General features: G+C 58.7%; 15 protein-coding genes. 7 read left to right on the forward strand and 8 right to left on the reverse strand.

Features of this window, described 5'->3' with window-relative positions:
* The first annotated feature begins 51 nt into the window (after nt 1-51).
* Nucleotides 52-573: a DUF3617 domain-containing protein gene (locus AC1MEA_RS07575; RefSeq protein WP_480917258.1), complete on the forward strand. Its 522-nt coding sequence runs from the start codon at nt 52-54 to the stop codon at nt 571-573.
* Here the strand turns inward: AC1MEA_RS07575 and folE2 are convergent.
* Nucleotides 557-1,462: a GTP cyclohydrolase FolE2 gene (folE2, locus tag AC1MEA_RS07580; protein WP_480917259.1), complete on the reverse strand. Its 906-nt coding sequence runs from the start codon at nt 1,460-1,462 to the stop codon at nt 557-559. The genes AC1MEA_RS07575 and folE2 overlap by 17 nt on opposite strands.
* 99 nt (nt 1,463-1,561) lie before the next feature.
* Here folE2 and zigA point away from each other — a divergent pair, with 99 nt between their 5' ends.
* Nucleotides 1,562-2,770, forward strand: coding sequence for a zinc metallochaperone GTPase ZigA (zigA, locus tag AC1MEA_RS07585; RefSeq protein ID WP_480917260.1), 1,209 nt, complete (start codon nt 1,562-1,564; stop codon nt 2,768-2,770).
* On the opposite strand, the gene AC1MEA_RS07590 is transcribed toward zigA, so the two are convergent.
* Entirely contained in the window at nt 2,767-3,123 is a 357-nt protein-coding gene (locus tag AC1MEA_RS07590) for an NADH:ubiquinone oxidoreductase (protein WP_480917261.1), read from the reverse strand. The genes zigA and AC1MEA_RS07590 overlap by 4 nt on opposite strands.
* A gap of 40 nt (nt 3,124-3,163) precedes the next feature.
* Between AC1MEA_RS07590 and AC1MEA_RS07595 the strand changes: the two genes are divergently transcribed.
* On the forward strand, nt 3,164-4,126 hold the full coding sequence (locus AC1MEA_RS07595; protein ID WP_480917262.1) for a CobW family GTP-binding protein: 963 nt from the start codon (nt 3,164-3,166) through the stop codon (nt 4,124-4,126).
* A gap of 40 nt (nt 4,127-4,166) precedes the next feature.
* Here AC1MEA_RS07595 and AC1MEA_RS07600 read toward each other — a convergent pair whose 3' ends face one another.
* Nucleotides 4,167-4,559, reverse strand: coding sequence for a DUF3301 domain-containing protein (locus tag AC1MEA_RS07600; RefSeq protein ID WP_449634233.1), 393 nt, complete (start codon nt 4,557-4,559; stop codon nt 4,167-4,169).
* A 143-nt stretch (nt 4,560-4,702) separates the two neighbouring features.
* Nucleotides 4,703-5,188: an acyl-CoA thioesterase gene (locus AC1MEA_RS07605; RefSeq protein WP_219064602.1), complete on the reverse strand. Its 486-nt coding sequence runs from the start codon at nt 5,186-5,188 to the stop codon at nt 4,703-4,705.
* Nucleotides 5,189-5,426: 238 nt separating this feature from the next.
* Between AC1MEA_RS07605 and AC1MEA_RS07610 the strand changes: the two genes are divergently transcribed.
* Complete coding sequence (locus AC1MEA_RS07610; RefSeq protein WP_480917263.1) at nt 5,427-7,190, forward strand: cation:proton antiporter; 1,764 nt, start codon at nt 5,427-5,429, stop codon at nt 7,188-7,190.
* Nucleotides 7,191-7,236: 46 nt separating this feature from the next.
* On the opposite strand, the gene AC1MEA_RS07615 is transcribed toward AC1MEA_RS07610, so the two are convergent.
* From AC1MEA_RS07615 to uvrD, 3 genes are all read right to left on the reverse strand, one after another.
* Nucleotides 7,237-7,644 carry an SMI1/KNR4 family protein gene (locus AC1MEA_RS07615; RefSeq protein WP_219064600.1) on the reverse strand — a complete coding sequence of 136 codons (408 nt, stop codon included), beginning with the start codon at nt 7,642-7,644 and terminating at the stop codon, nt 7,237-7,239.
* Between the two features lie 143 nt (nt 7,645-7,787).
* Nucleotides 7,788-8,642: a Tim44 domain-containing protein gene (locus AC1MEA_RS07620; protein WP_480917264.1), complete on the reverse strand. Its 855-nt coding sequence runs from the start codon at nt 8,640-8,642 to the stop codon at nt 7,788-7,790.
* Nucleotides 8,643-8,819: 177 nt separating this feature from the next.
* Nucleotides 8,820-11,003: a DNA helicase II gene (gene uvrD / locus AC1MEA_RS07625; protein WP_219064598.1), complete on the reverse strand. Its 2,184-nt coding sequence runs from the start codon at nt 11,001-11,003 to the stop codon at nt 8,820-8,822.
* Nucleotides 11,004-11,248: 245 nt separating this feature from the next.
* Between uvrD and AC1MEA_RS07630 the strand changes: the two genes are divergently transcribed.
* From AC1MEA_RS07630 to AC1MEA_RS07640, 3 genes are all read left to right on the forward strand, one after another.
* A complete protein-coding gene (locus AC1MEA_RS07630) occupies nt 11,249-14,137 on the forward strand; it encodes a putative bifunctional diguanylate cyclase/phosphodiesterase (RefSeq protein ID WP_480917265.1) in 2,889 nt (962 codons plus the stop codon).
* Between the two features lie 202 nt (nt 14,138-14,339).
* Nucleotides 14,340-15,206: a transcriptional regulator HexR gene (gene hexR, locus AC1MEA_RS07635; protein ID WP_219064596.1), complete on the forward strand. Its 867-nt coding sequence runs from the start codon at nt 14,340-14,342 to the stop codon at nt 15,204-15,206.
* Nucleotides 15,207-15,335: 129 nt separating this feature from the next.
* On the forward strand, nt 15,336-15,596 hold the full coding sequence (locus AC1MEA_RS07640; RefSeq protein WP_219064595.1) for a PA3496 family putative envelope integrity protein: 261 nt from the start codon (nt 15,336-15,338) through the stop codon (nt 15,594-15,596).
* On the opposite strand, the gene AC1MEA_RS07645 is transcribed toward AC1MEA_RS07640, so the two are convergent.
* Nucleotides 15,538-16,500 carry a LysR family transcriptional regulator gene (locus tag AC1MEA_RS07645; protein WP_449634238.1) on the reverse strand — a complete coding sequence of 321 codons (963 nt, stop codon included), beginning with the start codon at nt 16,498-16,500 and terminating at the stop codon, nt 15,538-15,540. The two genes, AC1MEA_RS07640 and AC1MEA_RS07645, sit on opposite strands and share 59 nt — an antisense overlap.
* Nucleotides 16,501-16,636 lie beyond the last annotated feature (136 nt).

A 16,636-nucleotide genomic window follows, 5' to 3' on the forward strand; every position in this document is an offset into this window, starting at 1 on the left:
ATCGTCAGGCTGGAGCTAATCCGGTCATTTTCACACTCAGGAATTTTTCAGATGAACAAACGCGTTTTGGCTTTGCTGTTTTGTCTGGCTGCACCGATCGCTCAAGCGCAGATGTTGCAGCCAGGGTTGTGGGAACTGACGTCGAGCAATATGCAGGTAGACGGTCAGCCGTTGCCTGACCTGCAGTTGATGCTTGGCCAGTTGAACAACCTGCCGCCCGAGCAGCGAGCAATGATGGAACAGATGATGCAAAAACAGGGCGTGACGCTGGGCGGGAAGGGTGTGCGAGTCTGCCTGACTCAGGATCAGGTCAAGACTGACAATATCCCGCTGACAGACCCTAAGTCCGGCTGCAACCAGCAGATCACCGACCGCAATGGCAAGACGTGGAAGTTCCGCTTCAGCTGCCCCAAAGCGCAAGGCACAGGGGTCGCTCAGTTCGCCAGTGATCGCGAGTTCAGCACCAAAGTCGTTGGCACCTTCAACGCCACAGGCGCTCAGCAAAACGGCAGCATGGACACCCGTGCCGTCTGGCTGGGTCAACAGTGCGGGACGGTTAAACCACGGACTTGATTCCTCGCAGCCAACGGCTCCGGGCGACAGCATCGTGCGCATGCAGGCTTTCGGCGTGAATGACTTTCAGGTCGAAACCCTTGATGTCCGGGACCTGGCTCAGTGCCAGATGGAGCCGTCGCGCAGCATCTTCACAGAACATTAAATTCTGCCCGTTGGCCAAGGCAAACGCTTGCTCATCAGCGCGTTTGACCGCCGTTTGCACCGCCGTACCGAGGGCGGCCTCAACGTGATCAATAAGTTGGATTAGCGGAAGTTCTTCCACGTGCGCGTCCAGCTGAACATCAAGCTGGGCGCTGCTGCGTTGACTGTGAGGGGTGGCAACAATGCCTTGGCTCGTACCGAGCCACGTCAGCACATCCGCATGTTCCAGCGGCCTATTGGCGAAGTCAGAGATGAATTGCGCCTGAATCAGCTGCCTGGCAAGGGCCGCAGAGCACGGGCAGGTCGAGGAATAGCTGACGTCGAATGTTAGTTCCACGTGGAACACTCCACGCTCCAGCCGAGCAAAAATCCCTACCGGATAAGACTTCCAACCTGCCAACGGGCTGACCAATGCCGGGCGTTTCAACAGCAAATGGCTGTGAATGCGCACAGAGGCACTGGCAGAAAGACCGTGGTGCGAGTCGAGAAAACGCTGAAGAACCCGACGCAGTAACGCGGGTGTGAGGTTTTCTTGCTCGAGCATCTCCAGCGCCAGATACAGCCGTGACATATGGATGCCGCGCGCTTCCCCATCGTCGAGGCTAACGCCCACATCCGCTGTGGCGCTCATGCGCTGGCCATTAAACACAATCGGCAGGGCGATGCCGCACATGCCGACCCAGTCCAGCGGTAAGGCTTGGCGTGATGCTTGGGAGGCGATATCCGGCAGAGTCAGCGCGTTCATTGAAGGTCCGTCGTCAGGGCGAAATAGACATGTTATATTGTAACAATAAAGTCGACGATGCCTTTTTGAGGCCGCACGCTACCCGATAAGGAACACCTGATGACTGACCGTCTACCCGTTACTGTGTTGTCCGGATTTCTTGGGGCTGGCAAAAGCACGTTGCTCAATTACGTGCTGCGCAATCGCGAAAACATGCGCGTGGCCGTGATCGTCAATGACATGAGCGAAATCAACATCGATGGCAGTGAGGTTCAGCGCGATGTGAGCCTGAACCGTGCCGAAGAAAAACTGATTGAAATGAGCAATGGCTGCATCTGCTGCACCTTGCGCGAGGACTTGCTCGAAGAGGTCAGTCGTCTGGCGCAGGATGGCCGTTTTGACTATTTATTGATCGAATCCACCGGGATTTCCGAGCCGTTGCCCGTCGCCGAAACCTTCACCTTCCGTGATGAGCAAGGCAAAAGCCTGGCCGACATGGCGCGCCTGGACACCATGGTCACCGTGGTCGACGGCATCAATTTTCTGATCGACTACCAGGCCGCCGAGAGCCTGGCGACTCGTGGTGAGACGATGGGCGAGGATGACGAGCGTTCGATCACCGACTTACTGATCGAGCAGGTCGAATTCGCCGATGTCATTCTGATCAGCAAAATCGACCTGATCAGTTCCAGCGAACGCCTGGAGCTGATCGCGATACTTGAGCGGCTCAATCCCCAGGCGGAAATCATCCCGATGGTGATGGGGCAAATTCCGCTGAAAAAAGTGCTGAATACGGGTCGTTTCGACTTCGAGCGCGCCTCGCAGGCGCCGGGCTGGCTCAAGGAGTTGCGTGGCGAACATACGCCGGAAACCGAGGAGTACGGCATTGCCTCGACGGCTTACCGCGCCCGTCGCCCCTTTCATCCGCAGCGCTTTTTCGACTTCATTAACCGTGAGTGGATCAACGGCAAATTGCTGCGCTCCAAAGGTTTTTTCTGGCTGGCGAGCAAGCATCAGGACGCGGGCAGTTGGTCGCAGGCGGGTGGCTTGATGCGTTACGGCTTTGCCGGTCGCTGGTGGCGCTTCGTGCCTAAACAGGAATGGCCGCAGGACCCGGAAAGCACCGCCACGATCATGGAAAACTGGACCGCCGAGAGCGGTGATTGCCGTCAGGAACTGGTGTTTATCGGGCAGCACATCAACTTCGCGCGGCTCACCGATGAGTTGGACAGCTGCCTGCTGACCGATGCGGAAATGGCCAGCGGTGTAGAACGTTGGGCGCTGTTGGCGGATCCGTTCGGCCCATGGCACGACGAGGTGGCGCCTTAAGGGGCAAGCCACTGACCCTGGCTCTGCCCCTCACAAAACGGCTTAAGGTAGTGCGCATCGCTGGCGATGCCGTAATAGTGAATGTTCTGGTGATAGGGCATATTGGCGACTTGAGCATTGCTGCACACACCGAAAGCGCCGGCGGGGCATTGATCGACGTATTCCACTTCGATTTTCTGCCCGGCCAGTTGTGGTTGGCAAAACCCGTCGTGAAACAGCTTCGCCGGGATGTTGCGATTTTCCTGGCAGACTTTGACGTCGAGCCGTTCGGCGTGGCTGTGTACGACGCAGGCCTCGGCCCGTGCCTCGCTCGATGTTATCCACAACAGTGTTGCCAGCCAGATCGCGCGCATTGATTGTCCCTGTAACCATCACTCTGAAGAATTGGCCATCATGCTGCAGAACATCCCCACCCATGTCATCGCCGGCCCGTTGGGCGCGGGCAAGACCAGCCTGATCAAGCAATTGTTGGCGCAAAAACCTGCCAACGAGCGCTGGGCGATCTTGATCAATGAGTTCGGCCAGATCGGCCTGGATGCTGCGCTGTTGACCACGGCTGACGATGGTATCGCACTTGGCGAAGTGGCCGGTGGCTGCCTGTGCTGCGTCAATGGCGCACCGTTTCAAGTTGGCCTGGGGCGCCTGTTGCGCAAGGCGCGGCCGGATCGACTGCTGATCGAGCCCTCCGGGTTAGGCCACCCGGCACAGCTGATGGAGCAGCTGCGTGAGCCGCCTTGGGAAGGGGTCCTGGCCGTTCAGCCGTGTGTGCTGGTGCTGGATGCGACCGCGATGGTGGCCGGTCAGCCTTTGCCTGACAGTCAGCAAGCAGCCTTGGGCGATGCGGGTTTGTTGGTGATGAACAAGTCCGCGTTGCTCGACGTTGCGGCTCGCGAGGCACTTGCCCGGCGCTTACCGGACCGTCCGTTGTACTGGACCGAGCAAGCCGCTTTACCGTTATCCGAGTTGCCGGGCATTGGTGCACAAGCCTCTGCGGCTGTGGATAACTTTGTTGCACCCAAGGGTTTGGCGCAATTGCCGGCGATCTGGACCGACCCACGTCAGCCGATCTGCTTGAGCCAAGGCCAGGCGGAAGGCTGGAGTATTGGTTGGCGCTGGCACCCGAGCCAGCAATTCGAGCTGATGCGCGTGCAGCAGTGGCTCAATAGCCTGGGTTGGCGACGGGCCAAGCTGGTTATCCACAGCAACGCGGGTTGGTTGTCTGGTAATGCGCTGGATGGCGCGGCCATTCATTGGCAAAACAGTGAGTGGCGCCGCGATTCACGGCTGGAACTGATATTCACCGCGCCTCAGGACGAGGCTGCGTTGCAAGCGGGACTGGCTGCCTGCTTGCTCTGAAACGAGTTATCCACAACGGCCATCGGTTATACCGTCAGGCTCACTGCTTCCACTTGTTGTGTTCCTGACGCCATTGACTCATCTCGATCACATTGGCACTGGGTGGCGGGGTTTTGATTTCGAACGGGTAGGGCGCCAGCTCGATGAGTGCGGTATGTGCGCCGAACATGGTGATGGTGCCGGGGTGGCGCTGCTCACCGGTGACAGTGAATTCGAAGTTATACACACGGGCCAGGCGCTTTCTGCCGTTGGCATCGCGGGCGAACGTGATGCGCCGCAGGGCAACATTGCCGTCCAGCAGTTCGACGTCGAGTTTGGCGCAGTGTTGCTTGACTCGCGCCAGTGCCCGCTCGCGCAAACCATGGGAATGCCACAGCCAGGCGCCGCCCGTGGCCAGCAGCATCAGCACAAAAAGGTTGCCCAAGGTCAGCATGAAAAAGTGCTCCAACAAAGAACGTCCAGCTTAACTGGGTCTGACGATTTACAGCCATACCGTGCAGCTTAAATTTCATCCCTGTTGCTTTCTTTGCTTGCGGTCCGCTCGATGCGTGCGCGTCGAGCGGGCCCTGATGGTGCTTAAGGCGCTTCGTCCTTGATGTCCTGGTAGCGTTTTTCCAGCTCCTGACGAATCTGCCGACGTTGCTTGGCCTGGAGAAAGCGACGCTTGTCTTCACTGTTGGCGGGTTCCAGTGGCGGTACGCCAGCCGGTTTGCGCTCGTCGTCTATCGCCACCATGGTGAAAAAGCAGCTGTTGGTGTGGCGCACCGAGCGTTCGCGGATGTTCTCGGTGACGACTTTGATCCCCACTTCCATCGAGGTATTGCCGGTGTAGTTGACTGACGCAAGGAAGGTCACTAACTCGCCAACGTGGATCGGTTCACGAAAAATCACCTGATCCACTGACAGGGTTACCACATAACGCCCGGCATAACGGCTGGCGCAGGCATAAGCGACCTCATCGAGGTACTTGAGCAGGGTGCCGCCATGCACGTTGCCAGAGAAGTTGGCCATGTCCGGGGTCATCAATACAGTCATCGACAGCTGGGTGTTTCCGGGTTCCATAGCGTGCTCACAGGGTGGGTGTGTCAGAAGTGCACCTATGGTGGTGCTCGCGTTCTTGTGGATCAGTTATCCGGACGCTGGCGGACCCGCCGCCGTCACGCCGAGGCGCCCATCTGTTTCCATATATTGCACCGACTTTCTCCGTAGAGGTGCGGTGTTAACCTGCAAAAGCCTTGGTCGCAGGTATTTCCTACATTGGAATCGGGTTTTTCAGCGCATAAAAAAGGAGTTTCACGCCATGCATGCCATCAGTTTTATCCAGGACCTGGCGGTGATTATGCTGGTCGCCGGTGTCGTAACGGTCCTTTTTCATCGTCTGAAACAGCCCGTGGTCCTGGGCTATATCGTTGCCGGTTTCATTATCGGCCCGCACACACCGCCGTTCGGCCTGATCCACGACGAGGATACAATCAAGACCCTGGCCGAGCTGGGTGTGATTTTCCTGATGTTCTGCCTGGGCCTGGAATTCAGCCTGCGCAAGCTGTTCAAGGTCGGCGCCACAGCCTTTATCGCGGCCTTCCTGGAAATCGTCCTGATGATCTGGATCGGCTACGAAATCGGGCGTTTCTTCGACTGGAACGCCATGGACTCGCTGTTTCTCGGGGCGATTCTGGCGATTTCTTCAACCACCATCATCGTCAAAGCGTTGAACGACCTGAAGATGAAAAATCAGCGTTTTGCCCAGCTGATTTTTGGGATTCTCATCGTCGAAGACATTCTCGGTATTGGCATTATTGCCTTGCTGTCCGGCATCGCGGTCAGCGGCTCCGTGAGTTCCGGCGAGGTATTTTCCACCGTCGGCAAGCTGTCGCTGTTTATGGTTGTAGCGCTGGTGATCGGCATTCTTCTGGTCCCGCGCCTGTTGGCGTATGTGGCCAGATTTGAAAGCAATGAAGTGCTCTTGGTGACGGTCCTCGGTCTGTGTTTCGGGTTTTGCCTGCTGGTGGCCAAGCTTGAATACAGCATGGTGCTGGGCGCTTTTCTGATCGGTGCAATCATGGCGGAATCGCGGCAGTTGCTGAAAATAGAGCAGCTGATCGAACCTGTTCGCGACATGTTCAGTGCAATTTTCTTTGTCGCCATCGGTTTGATGATCGACCCGAAAATCCTCCTTGATTACGCCTGGCCGATTGCTGTGATCAGTGTCGCTGTGGTGCTGGGCAAGATGCTGTCGTGTGGCCTGGGTGCCTTTATCGCCGGGAACGATGGGCGCACGTCCTTGCGGGTTGGCATGGGGTTGTCACAGATCGGCGAGTTCTCGTTCATCATCGCCGCGCTGGGCATGACGCTGCAGGTCACCAGCGACTTTCTCTATCCGGTGGCAGTGGCGGTTTCGGTGATTACCACCTTGTTGACGCCTTACCTGATCCGCTCGGCGGACCCTTTGTCGATGAAGCTCGCGGCGGTGATGCCTGCGCGTATTGCTCGAGTCTTTGGGCTGTATGGGGAATGGTTGCGCAGTATCCAGCCACAAGGGCAGGGCGCGTTGCTGGCGTCGATGATCCGCAGGATTTTGTTGCAGGTCGGGGTCAATCTGGCACTGGTGGTGGCGATTTTCTTCTGTGGCGGTTACTTCGCCGAGGGCATTGGCGGCTATTTGAGCGACTGGACCCGCGATGACAGCCAACACAAGGCGTTGATCTGGGGCGCGTCGTTGCTGGTGTCGCTGCCGTTCTTGATCGCGGCCTACCGCAAGCTCAAGGCGCTTTCGATGTTGTTGGCCGAGATGAGCGTTAAGCCCGCCATGGCCGGACGTCATACCGAACGCGTGCGTCGGGTGATCGCAGAAGTGATCCCGTTGCTGTCGCTTTTGGTGATTTTCCTGCTGCTGGCTGCGCTGTCGGCGAGCATCCTGCCGACTAACGAGTTATTGCTGGTGATTGGGGTGGTGGCCGCTATCGTTGCCGCGGTGTTGTGGCGCTGGTGCATCCGTGTACATACGCGGATGCAGATCGCTTTGCTGGAAACCTTGGGTAATCATCGGGAACCGCCCGAGCATTGAGGCGACTCCCTTCGGCGCCGCAGTGTGCGGCGCTGAGTTGCACGTCTCAGCTTTCCAGCCAGACATCCCGGGCCCAGTGCCAGACTGACTCCCAGCTTTCTTCAGTCACCAGTTCTTCTTCCGCGGACCACAGCACGACAGTGCCGTCTTCTTCGACGCAGTAATAGTCATCGCCGTTCTGACAGATCGGGATCAACTCGCGAGGCACGCCCAGATCCCACGCCGTTGCGGCAACCTCGGGCAGGTAGGTATGGGACTGCGGGTCCATGACGGTCACGGGTTCCAGGCTGCCATATACCACGTCGCTGACAGTCAGCAAAAACTCTTTGAAGACGAAGGGGATGTTGATGAACAGCTGTTCTTCGACCTCGACCAGATCATCATCTTCTGGCAACTCAAGGGGTACGGGTACCCGCTCGTTTTTTTCACGCAGTTCTTCAATAACTTCTTCCACGGCCTGGATCCTCTAACTTGATGGCGCGGGTTATACAGTAGCGTAAGGTTTTCTCAAAACAACGGTTGCCCCAAAAAAAACAAAACCCCGGTTATCCGGGGTTTTGCTTATCGGTGCAATTCGCTTGCGAGCACTGCCGAGCGTCAGCCGTTCTGGCGGATACCGGCGACCAGCCAAGGCTGGTTGTCACCCTGCGGACGTTCCATGTTCCAGCTTTCGCTGAACACTTCACCTTGGTCGAAGCGCGAAGTCTTGGACACGCCGGAGAAGGTCAGGGTCGCCACGGTTTTATCCGAGCGATCATCCAGGCCATCAAGCTGCACGGTCAGGTTGTCGATGAAGGTCGATTGGAAGCCATCACCCAGGTCTGCACGTTCCTTCTTGAGGAACTGGAGCATTTGTGGGGTGACGAACTCGGCAATCTTGTCCATTTCGTTGGCATCCCAGTGCTGTTGCAGCGACTGGAAGTGGCTGCGAGCGGCTTCGAGGAAGCGTTGTTCATTGAACCAGGCCGGTGCATTGATCACCGGAGCGGCAACCGGGGCTGCAGACGAACCGCCGAAAACCGATGGCTGAGCCGGTTGCTCGAGGGTTTCACGCTGGAACGGCGCATGACCGGCAGGGGCCATGTGCTCTTGTTGCTTGCGTCGACGCGCGGCGATGAACCGGAAGATCACGAAGCCGATGACTGCGATGATCAGGATGTCGAAGAACTGCATGCCCTGGAAGCCGCCGCCCATGAACATCGAGGCGAGCAGGCCGCCTGCCGCGAGGCCAGCCAACGGGCCGAGCCAGCGAGAAGCACCGCCAGCAGCAGCGGCAGCAGGGCGACCCGCGGCGTTAGGCGCAGCCGACGGAGAGGCCGGCGCAGCTTGACGGGATTGATGGCTGGGCGCCGAGCCGAAGCTCTTGCCGCCACCGAAGCGCGCTGCGTTGGCTTCGAGGCTCATTGTGAGCCCGATGCACAGCGCCAGAGCGATGCTTAGAAAACGTTGCATAAAGGAATTCCCATTTATGGATTGCACGCGCGCCATGTTGCACAGGAGAAATGACAATGGCTAGCGCCTAAATGTTTCTGGCTTTTGCTTGGGCCTATAACAGGCTCACAAAGAGTGGTCTGTAGGGCATATCTCTGCAGCCTCAGATGTTGAGGCTGATCCTACATGTTCAGTGGCTCAGATTGCTTCGAGCTTGGCGTAACCCATCATCAGCCATTTGCTGCCTTCAGAGAAGTTAACTTGCACCCGTGCCTGAGCGCCAGCGCCTTCGAAGTTGAGGATCACCCCTTCGCCAAACACCGAATGCTGAACCCGCTGGCCGAGGCTGAACTCGGTTTCCGGGATGCCGGTGCCGTTGAACAGGCTGCTTGTGCCCATGTTCTGCGTACCGCCGAACGGACGGCTGACGCTGTTGGACAGGCGCACCTCTTGAATCAAGGGTGGTGGAATCTCCCGGACGAAGCGCGAGACCTTGTTGCGCGTCTCGCTGCCATATAAACGACGGGTTTCAGCATACGTCATCACCAGTTTCTGCATGGCGCGGGTAATGCCGACATACGCCAGCCGCCGCTCTTCTTCAAGACGCCCGGGCTCTTCCAGGCTCATCTTGTGCGGGAACAGGCCTTCTTCCATGCCCACCAGGAACACGTGGGGGAACTCCAGGCCCTTGGCGCTGTGCAGCGTCATCAATTGCACGCTGTCTTCATGTTCATCGGCCTGGGTGTCGCCCGATTCCAGCGACGCATGGCCAAGGAACCCGGCCAGCGGTGTCAGCTCGGCGTCTTCTTCAGCATTCTCGAAGTTGCGCGCGGCGCTGACCAATTCCTCAAGGTTTTCTACCCGAGCCTGGCCTTTTTCGCCTTTCTCTTCTTTGTGGTAGGTGATCAACCCGGACTGCTCGATCACGGTTTGGGTCATCAGATGCAGGGGCATCTCCATGACTTTCGCGGTCAGATTCTCGATCAGCTCGACAAACCCGCCCAGCGCTCCGGCTGCGCGGCCGGTCAGGCCTTTATTGGCGATCAGTTGGCGCATCGCCTCCCACATCGACACGTCGGCGTGACGGGCGTGTTCGCGAATCGCTTCGACCGTTTTTTCACCGATGCCGCGTGCCGGGACGTTGATCACCCGTTCCAGTGCCGCGTCGTTGCCGCGACCGTCGAGCAAACGCAGGTAGGCCATGGCGTTCTTGATTTCGGCGCGTTCGAAGAAGCGCTGACCCCCATAGATCCGGTAAGGAATCCGCTCGCGCAATAACGCTTCTTCAAGCACCCGCGATTGGGCGTTAGAGCGGTAGAGGATCGCGATGTCGCTGCGCATCATCCCGGTCTTCAGCGCGCTTTCGATGGTTTGGACCACGTAGCGCGCTTCGTCGTGTTCGTTGAACGCGGCGAACAGATTGATCGGCTCGCCATCACCGCCATCGGTCCACAGCTCTTTACCCAGGCGCCCGCTGTTGTTGACGATCAGCGCGTTGGCGGCCTTGAGGATGCTCGCGGTAGAGCGGTAGTTTTGCTCCAGGCGGATGGTTTCGGCGTCAGGGAAGTCAGACGAGTACTGATGAATGTTCTCGATTTTGGCGCCGCGCCAGCCGTAAATCGACTGATCGTCGTCGCCGACCACCATCAAGCTGTCGCCGCCCTGGGCCAGCAACCGTAGCCAGGCGTACTGCACGGCGTTGGTGTCCTGGAACTCGTCGACCAGTACATGGCGGAAGCGGCGTTGGTAGTGCGCCAGCAGGCCGGGATTGTCGCGCCACAGGTCCAGGGCGCGCAGCAGCAACTCGGAGAAGTCGATGACCCCTGCGCGCTGGCAGGCGGCCTCGTAGGCTTCGTAGATCGATTTCATGGTGGCCAGGAACAGATCGCCGCTGGCCTGAATATGTTTGGGGCGCAGGCCTTCGTCTTTCTGCCCGTTGATGAACCACTGCGCCTGGCGTACCGGCCAGCGCTGCTCGTCCAGCCCCAGTTCACGGATCACTCGTTTGACCAAGCGTTGCTGGTCATCACTGTCGAGGATCTGGAAGCTCTGGTTCAGTCCGGCTTCCTGCCAGTGCGCCCGCAGCAAGCGGTGCGCCAGGCCGTGGAAGGTACCGACCCACATGCCAGCCGGGTTGATCCCCATCAACTGTTCGATGCGGTGACGCATCTCGGCCGCAGCCTTGTTGGTGAAGGTTACCGACAGGATCGAGTGTGGCGAGGCATTCTCGACCTGGATCAACCAGGCGATGCGATGCACCAGCACACGGGTTTTGCCGGAGCCAGCACCGGCGAGTACCAACTGACGACCCACGGAGGCAGCTACGGCCTGACGTTGGGCATCGTTGAGGGAGTTCAGCAGAAGGGAGAGATCATCGCGCATCGACGCATTCTAGGGTGCTGGGCTATGTCGGGCAAACCAAGCTTTGCTTAAGCCGATAAATGCCCTGTTGATGACGACCGGTAAGTCAGGGCTGCACGCATGGCAGGCCGTGCCCGGGAGGTTTGAAAACGGCCCTGTGGAACGGTCTCTTTGCGGTTTTTATGAATCAAGAGAGTTTGGTCTGTCGAGCGGCTTGTGTATGCTCCGTCGACGTTTGAGGCTCCACCATTATAAGAACATTGCCTATGACCTCTAGTCTCAGCTCCTCGGGTGCCTCAACCGCATCGCGTCGAGTTATCCGCGAGCAATTTGCCACTCAGCTTGCAGTGGAACGCACACGTTTGCTTTATCAGGGTTCGCTGTTGCCCACCCTGTTCATGTTACTCAATGGTCTGGTCTGCGCCTGGTTGCTCTGGAGCCCGCAGCGCTATCTGCTGGTCGGCATTTGGCTGGGGTGGCTGACGACGCTGGTGGGTTTGCGCGTCATCCAGGTTGCGGCGTTTAACGCCGCGCCATTGTTGCGTCAGGCGCAACCGATCTGGCGTGGCATGTTTCTGCTGGGCGCAGGCGTCAGCGGCCTGACCCTTGCGAGTGCGGCAATCGCCCTGGTTCCGGTGGAAAGCTTTCAGCAGCAAGCCTGGGTGTTTGGCTTGATCGGTGCGGCGACGCTGTCGGCCAGTATTGCTTACGCGGTGAGTATCCCGGCGTTTCTGAGCTTTACCGTGTCGTGCCTGCTGCCCCCGATCACCTTTCTTTTTTTGCATGGCGATGAGCAGCAGCATGGCTGGGGCTGGTTTGGCCTGATGTTGCTGGTGGCGCTGATTGTCGTAGCCCTGCAGGTTAATCGCTTGATCCGTCAGGGGCTGATTCAGCGCTTTCAGAATCAGGCGCTGATTGAGCATCTGCAACAGGCGCAGGCCCACGATGAGCAGCTCAACCATGAGTTGGCGCGGGAAATCGAACAGCGACGCAAGGCCGAGCGGGAATTGCGCGAGGCCCAGATCGGGCTCGAAGCCAGAGTCGTCCAGCGCAGCCTTGAACTGGACGAGGCCAATCAGGCGCTGAGCAAGAGCGAGGCGCGGCTGGCGTTGGCACTTGAGGCCAGTGAGCTGGGCCTGTGGGACTGGAATCTGCAGACCGATGAAGTCCACCACACGCAGATCAAAGCGTTGTTCGGCCTGGAACCCGAACACGTGACCGCCATGCTCCGCCACCTCAAACCGCGCATCCATCGCGAAGACTTGCCGTTGATGCAACACGCGATGATCGAGCATCTGAAGGGGCGTACGGACGACTATAAAGTTGCCTATCGCTTCCGGCATGGTGCCGGGCGTTGGGTCTGGATCGAGGACCGTGGCCGCGCCGTGGAGCGCAGCAGCGATGGCCGGGTGATCCGCATGCTGGGCACCCGCCGCGACATCAGCGCCAGTAAACAGCTGGAAGAACAGCGCCGTTTGGCGGCCACAGTCTTCGAAGCCGCAAGCGAAGGCATTGTCATTCTTGATCCGAAATACACCCTGCTGGCGGTCAATCGGGCGTTCAGCCGAGTGACCGGCTACCCGCAGGAAGACATGAAGGGACGCAAGGTCACTGAGCTGGCGTGCAGCCGCGATGCCCGGCGCCATTTTCCAGCGATCCATGAATCGCTGGAGCAAACCGATAGCTGGCAGGGCGAACTGGTTGAGACTCGCAAAAATGGCGAGTTGTATCCGCAATGGCTCCAATTGAACGTAGTGCGCGATGTGCGGGGCAATGTAAGCCACATTGTCGGCTTCTTCGCCGACCTGTCGGCAAGGCGCGAATTCGAAGAACGTATGCGCTACTTGACGCACTACGATGAGTTGACGGGCCTGGCCAACCGCTCGTTGTTCAAGGAGCGCTTGCGTGAAGCCAGCCAGCGCGTGCGACAGGGCGGTAGAAGTCTGGCGCTGCTGCACATCAATCTGGATCGCTTCAAGCTGCTCAATGACAGCCTGGGCCATGAAGTCGCCGATCAACTGTTGAGGCTAGTGGCGCGGCGCCTGACCAGCGCATTGCCCGAGGCTGACACCATTGCGCGGTTATCCGGTGATGAGTTTGCGGTGTTGTTCGATGCCTACGGCAACCTGTCCAGTCTGGCTCGGGTCACCAGTCGCCTGCTGGCCAAGTTACGGCTGCCTCTGTCGGTGGCCGGGCACGAGCTGGTGGTCAGCGCGTCAGTGGGCATCAGCCTGTTGCCAGACTCGGCCCGAGAAATCTCGGCGCTGGTCAGTCAGTCGAACATGGCCATGCAGCATGCCAAGCATCTGGGTGGCAATAATTTCCAGTTCTATACCGAAAACCTGCAAGCCAGCACGCTGGAGCGTCTGCAGCTGGAAAATCAGCTGCGCAAGGCCCTCGACGAGAATCAACTGCAGGTGTTCTACCAGCCCAAGCTGTGTCTGGCGACCGGCCGTTTGAACGCCGCTGAGGCACTCGTGCGCTGGCTGCACCCGACGATGGGCATGGTGCCGCCCGGGGACTTTATCGGGCTGGCCGAAGAGACCGGACTGATCGGGCCGATTGGTGAGTTCGTGTTACGCCAGGCCTGTTGGCAGGCGTGTGAATGGCAGCGTCAGGGGCTGGAGCCGATCAGGGTGTCGGTCAACCTTTCGGTCCATCAATTGCGTCAAGGCAAGTTGGTCAGTCTGGTCCGCCAGGTGCTTGAAGAAACTGGCCTGGCACCGCGCTACCTTGAGCTTGAATTGACTGAGAGTCAGCTGCTCGACGGCGTGGAGCACATCATCGCTACGTTCCATCAGCTGCATGAGTTGGGTGTGAAACTGGCCATCGACGACTTCGGCACCGGCTATTCGTCGCTGAGTTACCTGAAACGCTTCCCCGTGGATTACGTGAAAATCGACCAGACGTTCATTCGTGGCTTGGGCGAAGGCACCGAAGACGCAGCCATCACCCGCGCGATCATCGCCATGGCCCACAGCCTGGAATTGAAAGTCGTCGCCGAAGGTGTGGAAAACGAGGCACAACTGAACTTCCTCAAAGCTCACGAGTGCGACGAAGTGCAGGGCTACCTTATCAGTCGTCCGGTGGATGCGGAGGCTGCGACACGCTTGTTGCGCGAGCATGCGCAGCAAGCATGGTCCCCTCCGGGCTGACGTGTCTGCGAAGGCCCCGATTCGGTGTGCCTGACGGACTGTTTTGCCTGGTTCGCAGGCAAGCCCGCGCCGGCATGATGAGGGCGCGGAAAGGTTGCAGATCGCCAAACCGAGCTCGTTTAGCTGGGCGGGCCGCAGGGCATGTAGTATAACTACAAGTCTGCTACATCCCGCCCAAGCCTTACTGACCGAGTCCAGCCCTTTGAACCTGTTGCACCACATCGCCCAGTCACGCCATCTGCTGCGTAAGTCGGAACTCAAGGTTGCCGACCACGTGCTGCTTGACCCTGCGGCTGTGATGCACAGCTCCATGGCTGACCTCGCGCACAACGTCGGTATCAGCGAGCCCACCATCGTCCGGTTTTGCCGTGCCATTGGCTGTACCGGCTTCCAGGACTTGAAGCTCAAACTGGCGCAAAGCCTGGCCGCTGGCGCCAGCTTTGGTCAGTTCGCGATCCACGAAGATGACTCGGTTGCCGATTACAGCCTGAAAATTTTCGACACCACCCTTCACACGTTGATGGAGGTTCGAGAGCATCTCGATCCCCACGCGTTGCAGTTGGCGGTGACGGCGATGGCGTCGGCCCAGCGCGTGGAGTTTTACGGTTTTGGCGCTTCCGGCGCGGTGGCGGCGGATGCGCAGCACAAGTTCTTCCGCTTGCTGCTGACGGCGGCGGCGTACTCCGATCCGCACATGCAGGCCATGTCGGCGGTGACGCTCAAGCCCTCCGACGTCGCGATCTGCATCTCCCAGTCCGGGCGCTCGAAAGACCTGCTGATCACTGCGAATCTGGTCCGTGAAAGCGGCGCCACGCTGGTGACCTTGTGTCCGAGCCAGACCCCGTTGGCAGAGTTGGCGACGATCAATCTGGCCATCGATGTTCACGAAGACACCGAGATCTATACGCCGTTGACCTCGCGTATCGCCCACCTGGTGGTGATCGATGTGCTGGCGATGGGCGTTGCCATGGCGCGCGGCCCGAGTCTGGTCAACCACCTTAAAAGCGTTAAACGCAGTCTGCGCAGCCTTCGCTTGTCCCCCAAGTCGGTCAAGGCGCTCGACGACTGATTGCCCGGCGTCTCGTCTTCGTAATATCGCAACAGCGCAAAGCTTCATCGTCCTGTCATCTTATCGCCGTGCAACCGTCATTGACGGCGATCATGCTCAAGCTCCCGCAAACGCAATGGGAGACAGGATATGCCTCGGCACTACGATGACTCGCAGCAGCGCGCCACCAGCGCTACCTCCGCTAATACGTCCAAAAATACCCGGCGACAGCAGGAAGATCAGCGACGCATGGAATTCCGTCGCGCGATCGAAAGCTACTCCGAGGAGCGCAAGCTGGCGCAGAAGTTTTCCGACTATGTCGAGTTGGGTGATGTTGGCGAGTTTGGCTCACTCAATGTGTGGCAGACGGCCTCGGAAGGCTCCCGTCGAAACGCTCAGCAAGCTGGCTGATCTGCGCGCGTTCGGTGCGGATGAACGCCAGAAAGGCATGCGCGACCGGCGATAGCCGTTTGGCCTTGGCTTGCACCACGCACCAGCTGCGGTACAGCGGCAATTCGGCCACCGGAAGCTCGCGCAGCGTGCCGGTGGCCAGCTCCAGGTTCAGTGCATGGCGAGTCAATAACGCCACGCCCAGCCCCGCCACCACGCATTCGCGCTGGGCTTCAGCCGAAGAAACCTCAAGGGTTTGGGTGAAGTGCACGCGCTTTTCCTTGAAATACTCCTCGCAGGCTCTGCGCGTGCCTGAGCCGGGTTCGCGGATCAGCAGGGGATAGGGTTCAAGGTCCTTCAGCGTCAATTGCTCGACCTGACACAGCGGATGGTCCGACGGCGCCACCGCGACGATCGGGTTGTTGAGGAAGGGCATGAACTCCAGGCCCATGTCCTGCGGCACCATCGACATGATCGCCAGATCATCACGGTTATCCGACAAGCGTTTGATCACCTGTGCGCGATTGACCACCGTCAGGTTCAGCATCACTTCGGGGTGCTGGCGCTTAAACGCGGCAAACAGATGCGGCACGAAGTATTTGGCACTGGATTCGATGGCCAGTTTGAGTTGCCCCTGCAGCGAGCCCTGCATGTCCGACAGCTGCATATCCAGGTTTTCCAGGCGCCCAAAAATGTCTCTGCTGGCGGCTTGTAGCGCTTCGGCGGCCTCCGTCAGGTACAGCTTTTTGCCGACATACTCGAACAGCGGCTGACCAATCAGCTCTTCCAGCTGACGAATTTGTAGGCTGACGGCCGGTTGTGTGAGGGACATTTCATCGGCGGCGCGGCTGTAAGACCTTAGGTCGCACACCTCATTGAACGTCCGTAATTGACGCAATGTCATACGCATCAATGACTTACGCATAACTGAACTCCCTCTGAAGATGGCTGGAAAGCCAACTATAAGGTTTTACTTATGCATGGCCCAACTTTTATTGATTTTTGTTAATCCCTCTTCAGGCATAGGGTGGCTATCGCAATGTAACCGTATGCAACACGCG

It is taken from the genome of Pseudomonas sp. ASL8, from assembly GCF_056680355.1.

What these genes read in the sequence shown, in the direction of transcription:
- AC1MEA_RS07605 (WP_219064602.1), bottom strand. Translation starts at nt 5,188, where the DNA reads ATGGAACCCGGAAACACCCAGCTGTCGATGACTGTATTGATGACCCCG.
- uvrD (WP_219064598.1), bottom strand. Translation starts at nt 11,003, where the DNA reads ATGCGCGATGATCTCTCCCTTCTGCTGAACTCCCTCAACGATGCCCAA.
- folE2 (WP_480917259.1), bottom strand. Translation starts at nt 1,462, where the DNA reads ATGAACGCGCTGACTCTGCCGGATATCGCCTCCCAAGCATCACGCCAA.
- AC1MEA_RS07620 (WP_480917264.1), bottom strand. Translation starts at nt 8,642, where the DNA reads ATGCAACGTTTTCTAAGCATCGCTCTGGCGCTGTGCATCGGGCTCACA.
- AC1MEA_RS07600 (WP_449634233.1), bottom strand. Translation starts at nt 4,559, where the DNA reads ATGCTGACCTTGGGCAACCTTTTTGTGCTGATGCTGCTGGCCACGGGC.
- AC1MEA_RS07640 (WP_219064595.1), top strand. Translation starts at nt 15,336, where the DNA reads ATGCCTCGGCACTACGATGACTCGCAGCAGCGCGCCACCAGCGCTACC.
- AC1MEA_RS07575 (WP_480917258.1), top strand. Translation starts at nt 52, where the DNA reads ATGAACAAACGCGTTTTGGCTTTGCTGTTTTGTCTGGCTGCACCGATC.
- zigA (WP_480917260.1), top strand. Translation starts at nt 1,562, where the DNA reads ATGACTGACCGTCTACCCGTTACTGTGTTGTCCGGATTTCTTGGGGCT.
- AC1MEA_RS07630 (WP_480917265.1), top strand. Translation starts at nt 11,249, where the DNA reads ATGACCTCTAGTCTCAGCTCCTCGGGTGCCTCAACCGCATCGCGTCGA.
- AC1MEA_RS07590 (WP_480917261.1), bottom strand. Translation starts at nt 3,123, where the DNA reads ATGCGCGCGATCTGGCTGGCAACACTGTTGTGGATAACATCGAGCGAG.
- AC1MEA_RS07595 (WP_480917262.1), top strand. Translation starts at nt 3,164, where the DNA reads ATGCTGCAGAACATCCCCACCCATGTCATCGCCGGCCCGTTGGGCGCG.
- AC1MEA_RS07610 (WP_480917263.1), top strand. Translation starts at nt 5,427, where the DNA reads ATGCATGCCATCAGTTTTATCCAGGACCTGGCGGTGATTATGCTGGTC.
- AC1MEA_RS07645 (WP_449634238.1), bottom strand. Translation starts at nt 16,500, where the DNA reads ATGCGTAAGTCATTGATGCGTATGACATTGCGTCAATTACGGACGTTC.